The organism is Limnospira sp. PMC 1279.21, assembly GCF_032349615.1.
GTDB lineage: Bacteria > Cyanobacteriota > Cyanobacteriia > Cyanobacteriales > Microcoleaceae > Limnospira > Limnospira fusiformis.
Genome location: NZ_JARPLU010000109.1, coordinates 1 through 16,931, shown reverse-complemented (window position 1 = coordinate 16,931; position 16,931 = coordinate 1). Strand labels below are relative to the sequence as shown.

Sequence of the window (16,931 nt, the reverse complement as noted above, 5' to 3'; positions counted from 1 at the left end):
TAATTCTCGGAGTTTGACGCACCCTACTGATCGCCTCCGGTCGGGTGCGTCATAACCCGGCTATATAAATGCCTGGGGATAATTCCCTGCTGACGCACCATAGAGGCTATATAAATCCCAGGGGATAGTTTGGTGCTACCTTTTGAATTATCGGGTATGGTGCGTCATAAATTAATGCTCCGGTGTTGATTTTAATTCTCGGAGTTTGACGCACCCTACTGATCGCCTCCGGTCGGGTGCGTCATAATCAGGCTATATAAATCCCTGGGGATAATTCCCTGCTGACGCACCATAGAGACTATATTTGTTATTTGGGAATGTTGACTGTTGAGGGTTCTTTGGTCAAGAACAATTCCCGGATTTTTTCAGCAATTTGGGAACTTGTCAGACCCAGATCAACTTTGGATTGATCCGGTGTAGCATGATCCACCAATTGGTCAGGAATGCCGAACCGCTTAACAGGTACTAAGACATCGTGATCCAGTAGTGCTTCTGCTACTGCGGAACCAAATCCACCCATTATGCAGCCTTCTTCCAGGGTGACGACTTTACCGATTTTTTGGGCTAAGGGTACAATCAGCTCTGTGTCTAGGGGTTTGACAAATCTGGCATTAACCACAGTGGCATCAATGCCGTGTTCACCGAGAATCTCAGCCACCTGCATAGCGGTGTTAACCATTGTACCATAGCCGAGTAATAGGAGATCATCGCCCTGGCGGAGAATTTCACCTTTACCGATCGCAATAGGTTCCCAGCCTTCTTCCATAAGTGGAACCCCATTACCGGAACCACGGGGGTAGCGCATAGCGATCGGTCCTGAAGTATGATTAATACCAGTCACCAGCATTTGCTGCAATTCGGCTTCATCTTTAGGAGCCATAATGGTCATATTGGGGAGACAGCGGAGATAGGCGATATCATACATTCCCTGGTGAGTGGGACCATCTACCCCTACAATTCCGGCGCGGTCCAAACAGAAGAAAACGGGCAAGTTTTGGATACAGACATCATGGATAATCTGATCATAGGCTCGTTGTAGGAAGGTCGAGTAAATCGCCACTACCGGACGCATTCCCTCACAGGCTAAACCCGCCGCCAGAGTAACCGCGTGTTGTTCAGCGATACCGACATCGATATACTGTTCGGGGAGTTTAGCTTGTAGTTTATCCAACCCTGTACCTGTTGCCATAGCGGCGGTGATACCCAAAATTTGGGAATTATCTTCAGCCAGCTTGACTAAGGTATCTGCAAACACTTTGGAATAGCTGGGAGGCTTGGGTTTGTTGGAGGGAATAGCCTTCCCGGTAGCCAGGTTAAAGGGTGATTGAGCGTGATAGCCTACTTGGTCTTTTTCTGCGATCGCATAACCCTTACCTTTGACGGTGGAGACATGAACCATAACCGGGCCTTTAATTTCATGAGCTTGTTGGAAGGTTTCGATCAAATCTTCCAAGTTGTGACCATCCACCGGTCCGATATAGGTGAAGCCCAGCTCCTCAATAATAGCACCCAATTTAGGTACAGCCAACCGTTTCATCCCTTCTTTGAGGCGTTCCATCTCCGGGGTAAAATTCTCACCCACAAAGGGAATTTGTTTAAACTGTTCCCGCAGATTATCTTTCAAAAATTGCACGGGGGGGCTCAGACGCATTTTATTCAAATAACGAGGAATCGCGCCGACATTGGGGGAAATCGACATTTCGTTATCATTGAGAACCACCATCAAGTTAGTGTTAGGTAGATGACCCGCATGGTTAATAGCTTCCAAAGCCATCCCCCCAGTCATCGCGCCATCGCCAATAATTGCCACTACTTTATAATTATCCCCCTGCATATCCCTAGCCAAAGCCATCCCCAGGGCGGCTGATATGCTTGTCGAGGCGTGTCCGGCTCCAAAATGGTCAAAACGACTCTCGCACCGTTTCAGGTAGCCTGCTACCCCATCTTTCTGGCGTAGGGTATTAAAATTGTTATAGCGTCCAGTAATCATTTTGTGGGGATAGGCTTGGTGTCCGACATCCCAAATGACTTTATCTCGGTCTAGGTCTAGGGTTTGGTAAAGTCCTAGGGTTAACTCGACCACTCCCAAACCCGGTCCCAAATGACCGCCAGTAGCTGCTACTGTTTCCAGGTGCTTTTCACGGATTTGTTGAGCCACTGCTTCCAGTTCATGGATAGACAAACCGTGGAGTTGATTGGGATGGGTCAGTTCACTTAGATGCATAGTTGAAAATACTGATGCTAAAAATAAATTAACAATCGGGCTTGTCTGAATATGATAGCCCAGTCTTGACGCTGACGCTGAACTTTGTGGGGAAGGGTTATCGGGAGTCGGCTACAGATAGACTTCCTCACCCCAAACCTTTCCCAGAAACTGAGGAAGTTTCATTGTCCATGGTCAATTGTGGGTGAGGTTGTGGGTCGCCAATAGGCATATTTTCGATTTCCCAGACTTTCAGGAGAATCAGATATTCATAAAAGGCTTGTAGAGTACACCAGGCGAGTCCAGGTTGACCGTCGAGGAACCCTCCCAGGATAAAATACATATAGACGAAGCGGATTAGGGGTCGAAATGGTAGACGCAGAGATAAATCCTTTAAGGCGTGTCGCCTTTCCACCTCTGTTTTGCCGAAAAATAGGTGATTCCAGTTTACCGTACCCGATCGCAATTGTTTGACTGTTTCGTGGGCTTCATCTGTAGAATAACGGTTGTGCTTTTCTATCCATCGCGCCATGCCTTTACTGTTGGTATAGTGGGGATAGGTTTCTTGGAGGAAACTGGTAAGACCGTCACAGACTTCTCTCTCGGTGTGACCATAATCGGTAAACCAGACCCGCTGCTTATCAAATAGACGCATCTGATAACGGGGGTATTGGGTACTGCGGCGAATCCAGCGACCCATAAACATGACCCTTTCGGCTGCATAATAACCGATATAGCCGTCAGTGTTTTGGGTTTGTTTTTGACACTCGGCGAATAGTTCCGGGGTCATGCGTTCATCAGATTCGAGAATATACACCCACTGATATTTAGTGGTTACTTCTCGCAGCATCCAAGTCCGTTGGCGACCGTGGCTTTCAAACTTATGTTGCAGTACACGGACGGGGTACTTTTGAGCAATTTCTACGGTGCGATCGCTACTAAAGGAATCGACCACAATTATATCATCACATTGACTGGCTGACTCAATGCAGGCGGCTATATCAACTTCATCATTACAAGTCAGGATATAAATTGATAACATTATCGTGAGGTGGTGAATAATATAGATTGGGGAAAGGTTGTCATATTTTATGAACCATAAAACCAGATAATTGAGAGTACAAAAATAGGCTCCATCTTGGTGCAACATAACCCTTGATTGAGGTTTAATTTACAGGGGTGGAGCCAGTAATTCCTAGGGGGGGGGTTTTATCCGGGGTTAGAAGAGGGTTTACGACGACCTTTATTCAGGAGGCCTAAGCCTTTTAAACTCGTCCAACCCAAGACGATATAACCGATCGCCAATAGCAAACTACTTATCCCAGTTTGGAGACTAGATTTGAGCGATCGCGTTTTAGTTTCATCTTCTAGTTGTTGTTGGCGTTCGCGAATTTGGGTAAGTAATTGAATGGGGAGGGAGTCGGCTTGCTGTTCCAAGAACTCATCAAGGACGGCTGGATTAGTTCTAGATTCTTCCAGGACTTGTTGAATTTGCGGGGGAAGGTTTCCTTCCGCAATCACCTGATTTAATTGTTCCTCGTTTTGTATTAAGCCAGTCAACTGCGCTCGGAGTTCAACTTTTCGCTGTTCAATCTCCTGTTGAAATTGGGGACTTCCTAACTGGCTTTCCAGTTGAGTTTCGGCTTGCGCGGCTTGCTGACCAATCTCGGATAAAGCATCTCGGCGCGCTAACCGGGTATTATTTAGGTGCATGGGAAAAATCAGCAGGTACAGCAACCCCAATAAGCTGGCGAGGATACCAACCCACAATCTTAGGTCGGAGATATTTTTACCAGACTTAGGAGTATTTCCGAGGACGCTATCCATCCAATACCCCATTAAAACCAGAGCCATTCCTACCAGGGGAACTACGCCTCGGTCAACTAAGCTACTAGCGGTTTGAATTAACCAACCCCTATCGGTTAAATTGGGGGGAAATAATAGAACCAAATAATCGACCAAGGCTGACAGAATCAGGATTAGCCCAACTAATTTGATGCTAGAAGAGGCTTGAAAGGAAAATTGACGGTTTGCTGTTGATGTCATAGGACGGTTAAGGATACTCTAGGTTGGTCTACAGCCAAGATAACAGTTTTGGCTAGTATATAACTACTGTCAGATTTGCCAAGATGTGGGAATTGTTTAATAATTAGCCGCGGCTGAGTAGTGGTCAATGATATCAAAGAAAGGAGAGATAATCATGATTGAGGGCCTTTATTCTGTGGAACAACTACGGGAGGCGATCGCCTATAACCCTAAACAATGGCGACCTCTAGTTTTTAGCAATGGCTGTTTTGACTTGATTCATGTTGGGCATATTCGCTACCTGACCCAAGCCAAAAGTTTGGGGCGCGCGCTGGTAGTGGGTCTCAATAGCGATCGCTCTGTTCGCCTGATTAAACCCCACTCGGCCGGATATCCTCCCCGTCCTATTATACCAGAATTACAGCGAGCCGAAGTTCTCAGCCAGTTAAAACCGGTAGATGCAGTGGTCATTTTTCCAGAAAGCACTGCTACGGCGATTATTGAACAGCTACAACCTGATATATATGTTAAGGGTGGTGATTACACGATTGACACCCTACCGGAGGCCCCCACGGTTCAAGCCTATAACGGTAAAATCGTCCTCATTGCCGTGGAAATGCCTACTTCTACCAGTGGCATTATTAATCGGATTTTGCACGCCTCAACCCAACCCTAACCCTTCTACACCCCCAACAAGTTTTATCCCCCAGACTCGTCTTTTTCCCCCCTCCCCAACTGCGAAATTACCCGGCCATGACACGACCTCAACCCTCACAACATCCACACACCACCGGGCGTTTCCCTCCCCTCATGGGGAATTTGTAGGGTTGCACACGGCTGCAGTCATTCATCACTAATGTCGGGGCTATTAGTCGGTTTCCCTCCCCTGACCGGGAATTGGTAGGGTTGGACGCTGTAAATATTACGAAGTCAAAGCAAACGCCACTCTCTGGTCGTTTCCGTCCCCTGACGGGGAATTGGTAGGGTTGGACACCCCCGAAACCTGCAGTAGTTCTACGGCAAAGAAATGCGCGTTTCCGTCCCCTGACGGGGAATTGGTAGGGTTGGACCGAGCGAGAAAAGGTTAATTTCTTGGCTAGAAAATTTAGCCCGGTTTCCGTCCCCTGACGGGGAATTGGTAGGGTTGGACCACATATGGTGGGAAAACCAGCGTTCGCGATGGGATTCTTTAAGGTTTCCGTCCCCTGACGGGGAATTGGTAGGGTTGGACCTCGAAGAGCGTTTATCATTTCCATTAGGGGGTATTTTCCCCATTCTTCTGTTTCCGTCCCCTGACGGGGAATTGGTAGGGTTGGACGAGTGTGAAGACTGGGATTTAGTCTCCCAGATCGAAGCCTACAAGGCGGAGAAGTTTCCGTCCCCTGACGGGGAATTGGTAGGGTTGGACAGGATGTATTATGAAGGTTCCCGAACGGTTACTCTTGTTCGGGTTTCCGTCCCCTGACGGGGAATTGGTAGGGTTGGACGGGGAGAGATGGGGACTGGCTTGTTGCGAGCCAGGAAATAATGTTTCCGTCCCCTGACGGGGAATTGGTAGGGTTGGACTTTGTCAATCCGGCCGGTGACCGCATCTTGCAGCAGTAGGGCAAGTTTCCGTCCCCTGACGGGGAATTGGTAGGGTTGGACGGGAACATATCTATGAAGATATGTTTCTAACCGGCTTTAACTTTCCAGGTTTCCGTCCCCTGACGGGGAATTGGTAGGGTTGGACTCGGTATCCTATTCTCTACAAACCTGAGTCTTATCTCCCTAAGTTTCCGTCCCCTGACGGGGAATTGGTAGGGTTGGACTAGTTTGGGATGGATTAGCCCACGAGCGACTATTGTATTGTTTCCGTCCCCTGACGGGGAATTGGTAGGGTTGGACTTATAATGTTCATCTTCATCGCCCTCAGTCATCTCTCCAGTTTCCGTCCCCTGACGGGGAATTGGTAGGGTTGGACTGTTCTTGTTCCTGGATATTGATGCTACTTAAAGTTTCCGTCCCCTGACGGGGAATTGGTAGGGTTGGACCCTCTCTGGCTTTTAATGATTGGACATTTTTTGTTTGGGGGTTTCCGTCCCCTGACGGGGAATTGGTAGGGTTGGACTTTACACGAGGTGCTTGGTGATTACTGCCCTGGGCATTTTGGGTTTCCGTCCCCTGACGGGGAATTGGTAGGGTTGGACGCTTATGAGTTGTGGAAAGACGAAAAAGCAATTGGACAAGAAAGTTTCCGTCCCCTGACGGGGAATTGGTAGGGTTGGACACCCAGACAGGAGTCTGGGTATGTTGATTTAGTTTACGACCTGGAGGTTTCCGTCCCCTGACGGGGAATTGGTAGGGTTGGACCAAAACCAATTCGGTCGTAGACCGTTGGCGGAATGCGGTGAGGTTTCCGTCCCCTGACGGGGAATTGGTAGGGTTGGACCCATAAAGAAAGCCTCCTGACTATACAAGACGCCTACATTGTTTCCGTCCCCTGACGGGGAATTGGTAGGGTTGGACGTATATTACAACTATGACTCCTACTTCTCCAAATTCTTCATTGTTTCCGTCCCCTGACGGGGAATTGGTAGGGTTGGACATCTCCTAGCTTTTATAGTTCAATTTGTTTTAGTTCCATTGTTTCCGTCCCCTGACGGGGAATTGGTAGGGTTGGACCTGGGAGATGAGGAAGGAAATAGAAAGAGAAGATAGAGTTTCCGTCCCCTGACGGGGAATTGGTAGGGTTGGACAGAAAAAAGATGGTAAATGGCTTAGCCATAAAGAAAGCCAACGTTTCCGTCCCCTGACGGGGAATTGGTAGGGTTGGACCAAGCGAAAAAGTGTTGTTTATCAACATACGACAGCAGTGGGACAGTTTCCGTCCCCTGACGGGGAATTGGTAGGGTTGGACAGGTCCATCGTCGGATCTTTCGTCAAACCGGCTAACTCCGGGGAGTCCCGTTTCCGTCCCCTGACGGGGAATTGGTAGGGTTGGACAAATTATTATCGCATAAAGGATCTGTTGTACATATTTATGCGAGCGGGGTTTCCGTCCCCTGACGGGGAATTGGTAGGGTTGGACTGTGGAGAAGGGTCTCCCGGCTAGACTACCCCTCCATTCTGCGTTTCCGTCCCCTGACGGGGAATTGGTAGGGTTGGACATTGACCAAGTAAGAAGCATCACCGGGGGAATTCCCCGGAAGGGAACAGTTTCCGTCCCCTGACGGGGAATTGGTAGGGTTGGACAAGGAGTCTTCTTCAGTGAGGAGGCTCTGTCCTTATTAAATGGGTGGTTTCCGTCCCCTGACGGGGAATTGGTAGGGTTGGACTACTGTCGAGTTTTAAAAAAGAATAATGGCAACAAGATCCGGATTAATTTAGTTTCCGTCCCCTGACGGGGAATTGGTAGGGTTGGACTTCTATAGATAGAATCGTATGTGCAATGGAAGTATCTGGTTTCCGTCCCCTGACGGGGAATTGGTAGGGTTGGACATCGGACTCGGGTTGCCTGAAAAGGTCCGGGACATCTGGATGGAGTTTCCGTCCCCTGACGGGGAATTGGTAGGGTTGGACCTCATTAGAAGTCGACTTTATTAGAAGTCGCTTTTAAAACTGTTTCCGTCCCCTGACGGGGAATTGGTAGGGTTGGACAAACTTTTTAAGAGACATCTCAGGTTCAGTTGCTAGGAATGTTTCCGTCCCCTGACGGGGAATTGGTAGGGTTGGACGAAAGAGGTCCCCTACTTTAAAACCGCAGGGGGGCCCTGCAAGTTTCCGTCCCCTGACGGGGAATTGGTAGGGTTGGACTTGAATCAGCCGAAAATAGACCGCTGCTGAACCAGCAGTTTCCGTCCCCTGACGGGGGAATTGGTAGGGTTGGACCCCCATTATGGTGGGCAACAAAACTTGGTGGATGGCGTCAGCGTTTCCGTCCCCTGACGGGGGAATTGGTAGGGTTGGACCCTATACCTTTGGAAACCTTACGGTATGCGGTTTTCAAGGTGCGATCGCGCGAGAGCACGTAGAAGGTGCTTAACAAAACTTTACAGCCCTTTTTTCGGGGAGCAAATTCGTTTGTTTTCGCTGGATTTATATTATCAGCCATAGTGCCAGACTGTCAACCCCCCGAAACAAAAACTTTTCTTCGCGTGGCTAAAGTTTGCTTTAACTAGGGCAGGATTAGAAGTCGCGCGAGGTTATGAGAATCTGTAATATAACTTTACACAAGCCGAAACCATTACCCTGCAACGAATCCATCGATTAAGTAGGCACGATCGCCCCAAAAAACGGAAATAATTATGAGAATGACCTCGCCAACCATATCCGGGGGACAGGGGCGATGCCACAATTAAGCAAAACCGTAGCAGCCAGAGTCAAGTCGGAGGGGTAATTAAATATCCCGATTGTCCGTAGCGCGTTTAACTGAATCCAATGCACCTGTACAATGGTGGATTAATCACCTTTTTATATTATTGGGCCAAACCAGCCCAGTTACTTTTCCGCCGCCAGTTAACCCTAGGCGGTTTCCAAGCTACCGGAGAAATTCAATGACTGATTTGATCGCCTCCTCCGACCAAGACCTATCAATAGAGTTAAACCAACTGCGCTCACAACTAAACAGCGACAGCCAGACCCAGCAGTTAAAGGCGATCGCCTCATTAGCGACCCAGGGGGAACTTGGTTTAGATGTACTGATAGAATTTTTAATGTCCCAGCAGACCCAAACTCCCACCCCTGTCAGTGGTGAAGCCTATAGAGTCCTGTATCTAGCCAACCTCCCCAAAACCCAAGAGTTTTTGGAAACCCATTTTCCGACCGGAGTAGTTCCGCTAAACTCAGAGGTAGGGGCTGATTATTTTCCCCTCCAACAGGAATTGCTACAGCAAAACTTCCAAGCCGCCGACCTGCTGACCCTGAGAAACCTGTGTGAGTTAGCCAGCGACGCAGCAGTTAAACGAAACTGGCTATATTTTTCCGAAGTCGATCGCTTTCCCGTCGCCGACTTACAAACCATTGACACCCTGTGGCGAGTCCATTCCCAAGGCAAATTTGGCTATACCGTCCAGCGGGAAGTTTGGTTAGGTGTCGGCAAAAATTGGGATAAATTGTGGCAGAAAATTGGCTGGAGAAGCGATCGCACTTGGACCCGCTATCCCCAAGGCTTCACTTGGGAACTAAGCGCCCCCAGGGGACACCTACCCCTTTCCAATCAATTACGCGGTAGAAGAGTCATTGAGGCTCTGTTCAATCATCCCGCCTTCAGTAACTAGGAAAACAGCCCCCCCTTGGTAATACCTAAAAGTCCTCCTCCCTAGAGGACCGGGGAAGCCCTTAATTACCGTGGTGATGGTAACACATTCTGGGCGGAAAAATGCTATGGTTAACCTAAGTCCTCCCTTAACTCATCCAAAAAAAATCTATGGTTGGTTTCCTCAAAGGTATTTTTTCCAGTCGTAAGCCGGGAATGGGTATTGAACTAGCCGCCGAGCGAATTAATATTGTCGAAATTCGCAAAAAAGGCGATAAGTTCAAGTTGTTAACCTTAGCCACTGCGGAGGTTCCCGAAAATGTGGTGCAGGATGGTCAAATAGTTGATACTCCTACCATGGCGGAGTTAATCGAATCGACATTGGCGGACAATAATATCAAAACCAAAAACATCGCCACCGCTATTCCCGGAAGGGAAGCAGTCACTCGTTTAATCCCGGTTCCGGCGGAGTTAAATGAGGAGGAACTTAAAGAATATATGAACGCCGAAGCGGGTTTATATCTGCCTTTTCCCAGGGAAGAAGCCGACGTAGACTATCAGAAACTGGGAACATTTGTTGATGAAGATGGCATCGAAAAAGTACAGGTTTTGTTAGTCGCTACCCGCAAAGAAGTTACCAACACTTACATAGAAACCTTTGAACAAGCTGGCTTACAAATAGAGGTTTTAGAAATCAGTAACTTTGCCCTAATTCGGACTATGAAAAGTCAGTTAGAACACTTTTCTTCTAACGAGGCGGCGATTTTAGCTGACATCGAATTTGATAGCACCGAATTGGTGATTGTGGTCAATGGCGTTCCCCAATTTACCCGCACCATTCCCATTGGTTTGTATCAGGTACAATCGGGACTTAATAATGCCATGAACCTACCACCCTCACGGGATTTTCAGGAATTGCAGGCGATGACCCTTCCGGTAACTGATACAATGGGAGCATTGAACGAGCCAAATCCGGGAGTTAATGCCATCATTAAAGTATTAGCAGAGTTAGCCGATGAACTCCGACGCTCTATTGATTTCTACATCAACCAAAATGATGGTTTGGAAATCGCCCAGTTACTTCTGGCTGGTCCTGGGGCGGCGATCGGACAACTGGATGAGTTCTTTATGCAACGCCTAGCCATGCCAGCCACCCAGGTAGACCCCATAGAAGCCCTGAACCTGTTAACAGATGATCAGGAAATTCCCCCGGAGCAGCGTGCTAGTTTAGGAGTGGTATTAGGTTTAGGATTGCGCGTTACCTAGTTCCGGGAACTCTCACTGCTACCATGTCTATAAAAATACTACCAGAGGGTTTGTTAATATGTACAGCCTTGATATTAATTTTCTTAACGATCGCCCAGAGTATAAAACCCGAGTTATCAAGCCCCCCAAAGGCGCTGCGGGGAAACCCGTTGACCAAACACCCATTTTAATCGGACTGGGGGTAGCTGTGGGACTCAATGCTTTAATGGGAGGCGGTTGGTTTGTGTTAACTAGGCAAAATGCCAGCCTTTCCAGAGAAGCCGATGCTTTAGAGTTGCAACTGGGCGAGAAAAATGTCCAAGTCCAAGCCCTCGATCGCATTTATGCAGAAGCCAAACAGACCAATGACGAAGCCGATGCTTTGGCTTTGGTATTCAATGAGATTAAGCCCTGGTCAGCTTTAAGTCAAGAAATGGCTAAGATCATGCAAATTGCTGGGGTGAGAATTACCAACCTCCGACAAACCGAACCCACCAACGAAGCAACTACCGCCTCTGAGGAAGAGGGACAGACCCCTGCTAGACAAACCGCACAAGTTACCATTGAAGGAAATGTTGGTTCTTTTGGGCAGCTTAATGATTTCATGTTGTTGGTCAACCAGTCGCCTTTCTTTAATGGCAGCACAACCCGGCTAGTTTCTGCTAGATTGCAAGATAACCCCACCCGTTTAGTGGTGGCTGACGGTTCCTCAGTGCCTGGGGGTCTGCCAGATTTACAGCCCATCGTGCAGTTTAGCATAGAAACCCGTCTGAGTTCTGCCACGGCTTCGGAACTGTTACCCCTATTAAAAGCTAATGACGCACTGGGTTTGGTTAATCGAATTGAAACCCTCACAGAACAAGGTGTAATTCGACCCTAGGCTTTTGGTCTCAGGGTTTTGATGTCAACAAAAAACGGAGGTTTTTTCCTATGGTAGCAGCAAATGAGTATCTTCTTGATGATGAGGAACCGGAGGAGGAGGAGGAAGGTTCTGGCCCAGTGATATTGGGTTTGGCTATCACTTCTAAGGTCGTCGGTATTGCTATTGGAGCCCTAGGCGCGATTTTGTGTGGGGTGGGTGTGTTTTACCTGGCTTTGCCGGCTTGGGAAGAACAGCAAATACTCAATTCCAACATTCAAATTAAGCAAAGGGAAATTGAACAGCAAAACGAAAAGTTGCAGCAGCAAGAGGAGGCGGAACGTCAACGAGAGGAAGCTAAACAGCGACTGGCTAGTGTAACGGCTTTGTTTGCTGATGAAGCAAATCTGGAAATGTTGATGTTTGATGTTAATGAACAATTAAATCAAATTAATGCGGGTATTTTGGATGAAGAACTAAAAGCACGTTTGGTTAGGTTTCAACCCCAAAGTGATGGACCCATGCTAGTGACTGATGGTTCTCTCGGTTCCCAAGTTAACAATAAACTGAGACGACAAGAGTACGAGGTGGAGGTGGAAGGGAGTTTTGAGCAAATCCGCAAATTTATGATTTCTCTGGAGAGAATGCAGCCTATGCTAGTGGTTAGAGACTTTAGTTCTCAGTTGCTGGATCGATCGCCAGAATTGAAGGGGGAAATTCGCCAGGGTCGCTTTGTTCCCATAGATAACCAGCCTCAACGCCGCCTCAGAAGTACGTTTAAGTTACACGCCTTAATGCCTTTGAGTGACGAGCAGCGTGAGCAACAACAGCAACCAGAAGCTGAAAAAAAATAATGTTCTGGTTCACAGATAATCGAGCGATCGCCTTATCAACCCTAAATTATGGCGATCGCTCATTTTTTGGCAGAATGGGGGTTGACAAAATCGCTAAAATGTGATAGGTTTCCCAGATAAAATGCCCGTGGGTGTAGATAATTTCCTATTGTCCTGTTGCCCCGGATGAATTATGATTTTTCCAGGCCTAAGCAAACAGAATATATAAACCAATAGCAACGGTTGCTTTCCAACTTTTAGGAGGAAATGTGAGAGATATTTTAGGATTTGGTGGAGGAGTAGCGGGGGGAGTTGCAGCAGCCATGGTTGTGGCTGTGGCTCCCGCCCTGGCGTTTACAGTTGTCCGCGATATTCAATTATTCCAAGCTGACAACGGGGAAATTAACCTGGTGCTGGTCACTGACGGCGGCGAACGTCCAGCGGTGTTTGTGATTCGGCGGGGTAATGATTTTGTGGCGGATATTACTAACGCTCAATTGAGTTCTCCCAATGGCTCATTTCAGCAAAATAACCCGGCTCCTGGTATTGCTTCCATTGTGGTGAACCAGCTAGACCCGACCAGTATTCGGGTGATTGTGACCGGAACTACTGGCTCTCCTGAAGCGCGGATAATTCAGGGTGCGGGAGATGCTATTGCGATCGCGATCGCTCCAGAAGGGGCGATCGTAGATGCTCCCGCTTTTGCACCCCAACAACCTGGGAACGGTGCTTCTCAGGTAATGGTTCCCGACCCACCAGTTAGCATCACTGGTGATCCGACCGCCCAAAACGGCAATAATGATATGATGATGCCCGACCCAGCTTTAACTCCCCAAATGGGTCAAGCGCCATTACAGCCAAGGCGTTCCTTAGACACAACGCCACCCTTCCAACCCCGTGCCGTTGCGCCACCTTTAGGAGATATTGCCGTTTCTAATATCAATCCGGGTGCTCCCACTGTCAACCTAAACACCAACGAAATCATCCCCCGCCTAGTCTTGCGAGACGCATCAGTGCGGGAGGTATTATCATTGTTGGCGCGGGTTGCTGGCCTGAATGTTGCCTTCAGTAATTTAGAGAAAGATCGTACAACGGGACGTTTTCGACCGGGAAATGAAGAACAGGAATTTAGAATTTCCTTGGATATTGAAAATGAACCAGTCCAGGAAGTCTTTAACTATGTCCTGCGATTAACAGGATTACAAGCTAACCGGGTGGGAAATACTGTATTTGTCGGTTTTGAACTTCCCGAGTCTGCCCGAAATATTGTGATGCGGACTCTGAGAATGAATCAGATGTCAGTTGATAATGCAGCCGAGTTTTTAAGCACTCATGGAGCCGAAGGGCAAATTGTAGTTGATGTAGTAGAAACTATTAGAGACCCAGCTACGGGTGCGCTGATATCGACCATATCTCAAGGAAGGGAGATCAGATCCTTGGGTGCAAGGGAAGGACAAGGACCCCTGGTGCTCCGAGGTCTATCAGTATCAACAGACCGTCGCTTAAATTCTATTACTCTGGTTGGAGATCCTGAAAAGGTACAGATGGCAACTGCTATGTTAATGCAGCTTGATCTCCGTCAACGTCAGGTGGCGGTGAATGTGAAAATCATTGACGTGAACCTGACCGGGGAAGCCACCCAGAGCACTAGTTTCTCCTTTGGGATTAATGATACCTTCTTTGTGAATGATGGCGGTGCGGCTTCTATCAACTTCGGCGGCATCAATCCCCCAACCCGTGGTCAGGCTACAGGCGGTCTTACCTCGCGACCAATTGTGGAAAATCAAACCACTGATGGTTTCAGAATTCGTGACGAAAGTTCACCGTTTTTTGATCGCGAGAGAGATACTAGGACTCCGTTAACGGCTCCTGGGGGTGGTATTGGCTTGAGACCGATTCCACCTGTCACCGATAGACCGGGAGGGGTTGGGCTTTCTGACTACCAACCTTTCACGAGAAATTTGCAAGATGGAAGTATTACCGCCCTTGGTAGCACTGCTTTTTCCGTGTTTCCCTTCTTCCAATATCCTCGGCGGTTCCTGTCTACTTTGCAAGCCCAAATCGTCAGCGGTAGAGCCAAAATCCTCACCGACCCCACCTTGGTGGTACAAGAGGGAGAAACCGCTTCCGTGCAACTGGTACAAGAGGTATTGCAATCGAGGACAACAACTTTTACAGATACTCCTTCCGGTACCAGGGAAACCATCCAACCTCTACTTGTACCTGTGGGCTTGACTTTGGGGGTGAATGTTGAGCGAATTGATGATAATGGCTTCGTCACGATGAGCATTAACCCAGAAGTGAGTTCCCCAGGCAGTCAGGTAGCAACCGGTGGCGATGATTTTGTCTTACAAATCTTTCGGCGCAGTTTAACTTCCGGAAGGATTCGTCTGCGGGACGGTCAAACTCTGATTGTCTCTGGTATTATTCAAGATCAGGAACGGACTAACGTTAGCAAGATTCCCCTGTTGGGTGATTTGCCTATCGTGGGTTCTCTGTTCCGTAGAAGCAACACCAGCAGCGAGCGGGCTGAGGTAATTGTGTTGGTAACGCCCAATATCCTGGATGATTCCGATCGCTCTGGGTTTGGCTACCGGAACAATTTTAGCCCCGATGTCCGCCAGATGATGCAAGGGCGTTAAGATCTAGCGTTAAAAACCCCTTCAGCCAAAATCCCCCACCCCTGGGGGATATTTTTATCGGCTAATATCTTAAAAAAAGTGGAAAATTCCCCTAAATATATGACAATTTGGGGTTAAACCCTATCTATGTGGCGACATAAACCTTAGAATAAGGCAGAAAAATCGTGCAAACCATTGGGGGTCATTGATTGGCCCCCAGTTCTCAAAAGGAGTAATTGATGAATAAGGGTGAATTAATAGATGCGGTGGCGGAAAAAGCAGGTGTCACCAAAAAACAGGCTGATGCGGTGTTGAGTGCGGCTCTCGAAAGTGTTATCGATGCTGTTGCTACACAGGAAAAAGTCACCCTGGTGGGATTTGGTTCTTTTGAAGCCAGGAAACGTAAGGCCCGCGAAGGCCGTAACCCCCAGACCGGCGAAAAAATGGATATTCCTGAAACTTGGGTTCCGGCTTTCTCGGCAGGAAAACTGTTTAAGGAGAAGGTCGCTGATAAATAGTCGTCCATAACCCACCACTAATCAGGATACCGATTTAGTGGGGGTCTGCACGGAGGGAGATTGATGAACAGACCCAGCCACGGGGGAAATTTGATGTGGGCGGCTTCGATCGCTGATTGTCCGCCATCGGAAATTGTCGATTTCTCGGCTAGTATTAATCCCCTCGGCCCTCCGTTAACGGCGATCGCCGCTTTGAATACTCATCAGGGGCAGATTAAAACCTATCCTCAGCCCGATTATATGGACCTGCGACAGGCTGTAAGTCGCTTTCATGAAGATTTACCGGTTGAATGGATTTTGCCGGGAAATGGGGCGGCTGAATTGCTGACTTGGGCGGGCCGGGAGTTGGCACAAATGGGGGCTACATATCTGCTGACTCCGGCTTTTGGGGACTATCGGCGATCGCTCAATGCTTTTAATGCTAGGGTGATTGAATGCCCTATTAGTCTTGAGGGTGGCGATAAGGTCCAATTTGATGGGTTGGGGGAATTAGAGGAAAGGGCGGGACTATTGCTGAATACTCCCCACAATCCCACGGGTATATTACTACGGCCAGAGTTGATTTTGCCCCTGTTGGAAAGGTTTGCTTTGGTGGTGGTTGACGAGGCTTTTATGGATTTTCTGCCACGGTCGGCACAAACTAGCTTAATCGAGAGGGTGGCAGATTTTCCCAATTTGGTGATTTTGCGATCGCTCACTAAGTTTTACAGTCTGCCTGGTTTAAGATTAGGATATGCGATCGCTCACCCAGACCGCCTAAATTTGTGGCGACAGTGGCGAGACCCTTGGTCTGTGAATAATTTAGCCGTGGCGGCGGGTATTGCAGTTTTAGGCGATCGGGCTTTTGAGGAAAAAACCCACCATTGGTTATCTATTAACCGCCCCCAACTCTATCAGGAATTAGGGAAAATTACCGGACTTTATCCTTATCCAGGGGTAGCCAATTTTTTGCTAGTCCGGTGTCAGTCGTCGGTGAGTGAGTTACAAACTCAACTACTTAAAGATTATCGGATTTTGATTCGCGACTGTTTAAGTTTTCCCGAATTAGGAGATAATTATTTTCGCGTAGCTATCCGCACCGAAGCTGACAATCAATATCTGATTAACGCCCTCAAAAATGTATTAATTACTTAGAAACCCGGTTTCTTGACTTCCGAGGGAGAAACCCAATTGCTTAGAAACCCGGTTTCTTGGAGAAACCGGGTTTCTTGACTTCCGAGGGAGAAGCCGGGTTTCTTGACTTCCAAGGGAGAAACCCAATTGCTTAGAAACCCGGTTTCTTGGAGAAACCGGGTTTCTTGACTTCCGAGGGAGAAGCCGGGTTTCTTGACTTCCAAGGGAGAAACCCAATTGCTTAGAAACCCGGTTTCTTGGAGAAACCGGGTTTCTTG

At 48.1% G+C, this 16,931-nt stretch carries 12 protein-coding genes and 1 CRISPR repeat array; of the genes, 8 read left to right on the top strand and 4 right to left on the bottom strand.

Annotated elements, in window-relative coordinates:
* Positions 1 to 307: 307 nt before the first annotated feature.
* The 3 genes from dxs to P5683_RS16080 all read right to left on the bottom strand — a co-directional run bounded on the left by dxs (position 308) and on the right by P5683_RS16080 (position 4,249).
* On the bottom strand, positions 308 to 2,224 hold the full coding sequence (gene dxs, locus P5683_RS16090) for a 1-deoxy-D-xylulose-5-phosphate synthase (RefSeq protein ID WP_006623361.1): 1,917 nt from the start codon (positions 2,222 to 2,224) through the stop codon (positions 308 to 310).
* A 127-nt stretch (positions 2,225 to 2,351) separates the two neighbouring features.
* A complete protein-coding gene (locus P5683_RS16085) occupies positions 2,352 to 3,245 on the bottom strand; it encodes a glycosyltransferase family 2 protein (RefSeq protein ID WP_315640602.1) in 894 nt (297 codons plus the stop codon).
* A gap of 167 nt (positions 3,246 to 3,412) precedes the next feature.
* Positions 3,413 to 4,249, bottom strand: a complete 837-nt coding sequence (locus P5683_RS16080; protein WP_315641758.1) for an HpsJ family protein — start codon at positions 4,247 to 4,249, stop codon at positions 3,413 to 3,415.
* Between the two features lie 154 nt (positions 4,250 to 4,403).
* On the opposite strand from P5683_RS16080, the gene P5683_RS16075 reads away from it, so the two are divergent.
* From P5683_RS16075 to cobD, 8 genes are all read left to right on the top strand, one after another.
* Entirely contained in the window at positions 4,404 to 4,904 is a 501-nt protein-coding gene (locus P5683_RS16075; protein ID WP_008054823.1) for an adenylyltransferase/cytidyltransferase family protein, read from the top strand.
* A 120-nt stretch (positions 4,905 to 5,024) separates the two neighbouring features.
* Positions 5,025 to 8,178: a CRISPR direct-repeat array (repeat unit 37 nt; unit sequence GTTTCCGTCCCCTGACGGGGAATTGGTAGGGTTGGAC).
* A 585-nt stretch (positions 8,179 to 8,763) separates the two neighbouring features.
* Positions 8,764 to 9,486, top strand: a complete 723-nt coding sequence (locus P5683_RS16070) for a GUN4 domain-containing protein (protein WP_006623371.1) — start codon at positions 8,764 to 8,766, stop codon at positions 9,484 to 9,486.
* 149 nt (positions 9,487 to 9,635) lie between these two features.
* The gene (pilM, locus tag P5683_RS16065; protein WP_008054797.1) at positions 9,636 to 10,730 is read left to right on the top strand and encodes a type IV pilus assembly protein PilM; all 1,095 of its coding nucleotides are present in this window, start codon (positions 9,636 to 9,638) and stop codon (positions 10,728 to 10,730) included.
* Positions 10,731 to 10,788: 58 nt separating this feature from the next.
* Complete coding sequence (locus P5683_RS16060; protein ID WP_046318496.1) at positions 10,789 to 11,589, top strand: PilN domain-containing protein; 801 nt, start codon at positions 10,789 to 10,791, stop codon at positions 11,587 to 11,589.
* A 50-nt stretch (positions 11,590 to 11,639) separates the two neighbouring features.
* Positions 11,640 to 12,422: a hypothetical protein gene (locus tag P5683_RS16055; protein WP_046318495.1), complete on the top strand. Its 783-nt coding sequence runs from the start codon at positions 11,640 to 11,642 to the stop codon at positions 12,420 to 12,422.
* Positions 12,423 to 12,670: 248 nt separating this feature from the next.
* Positions 12,671 to 15,043: an AMIN domain-containing protein gene (locus P5683_RS16050; RefSeq protein WP_315640607.1), complete on the top strand. Its 2,373-nt coding sequence runs from the start codon at positions 12,671 to 12,673 to the stop codon at positions 15,041 to 15,043.
* A 218-nt stretch (positions 15,044 to 15,261) separates the two neighbouring features.
* Complete coding sequence (locus tag P5683_RS16045; RefSeq protein WP_006623382.1) at positions 15,262 to 15,540, top strand: HU family DNA-binding protein; 279 nt, start codon at positions 15,262 to 15,264, stop codon at positions 15,538 to 15,540.
* 63 nt (positions 15,541 to 15,603) lie between these two features.
* Positions 15,604 to 16,674, top strand: a complete 1,071-nt coding sequence (gene cobD, locus P5683_RS16040; protein ID WP_006623383.1) for a threonine-phosphate decarboxylase CobD — start codon at positions 15,604 to 15,606, stop codon at positions 16,672 to 16,674.
* Here cobD and P5683_RS16035 read toward each other — a convergent pair.
* Positions 16,671 to 16,931, bottom strand: a 261-nt coding sequence (locus P5683_RS16035; protein ID WP_315669458.1) for a hypothetical protein, incomplete at its 5' end; no start/stop codon positions are given. The two genes, cobD and P5683_RS16035, sit on opposite strands and share 4 nt — an antisense overlap.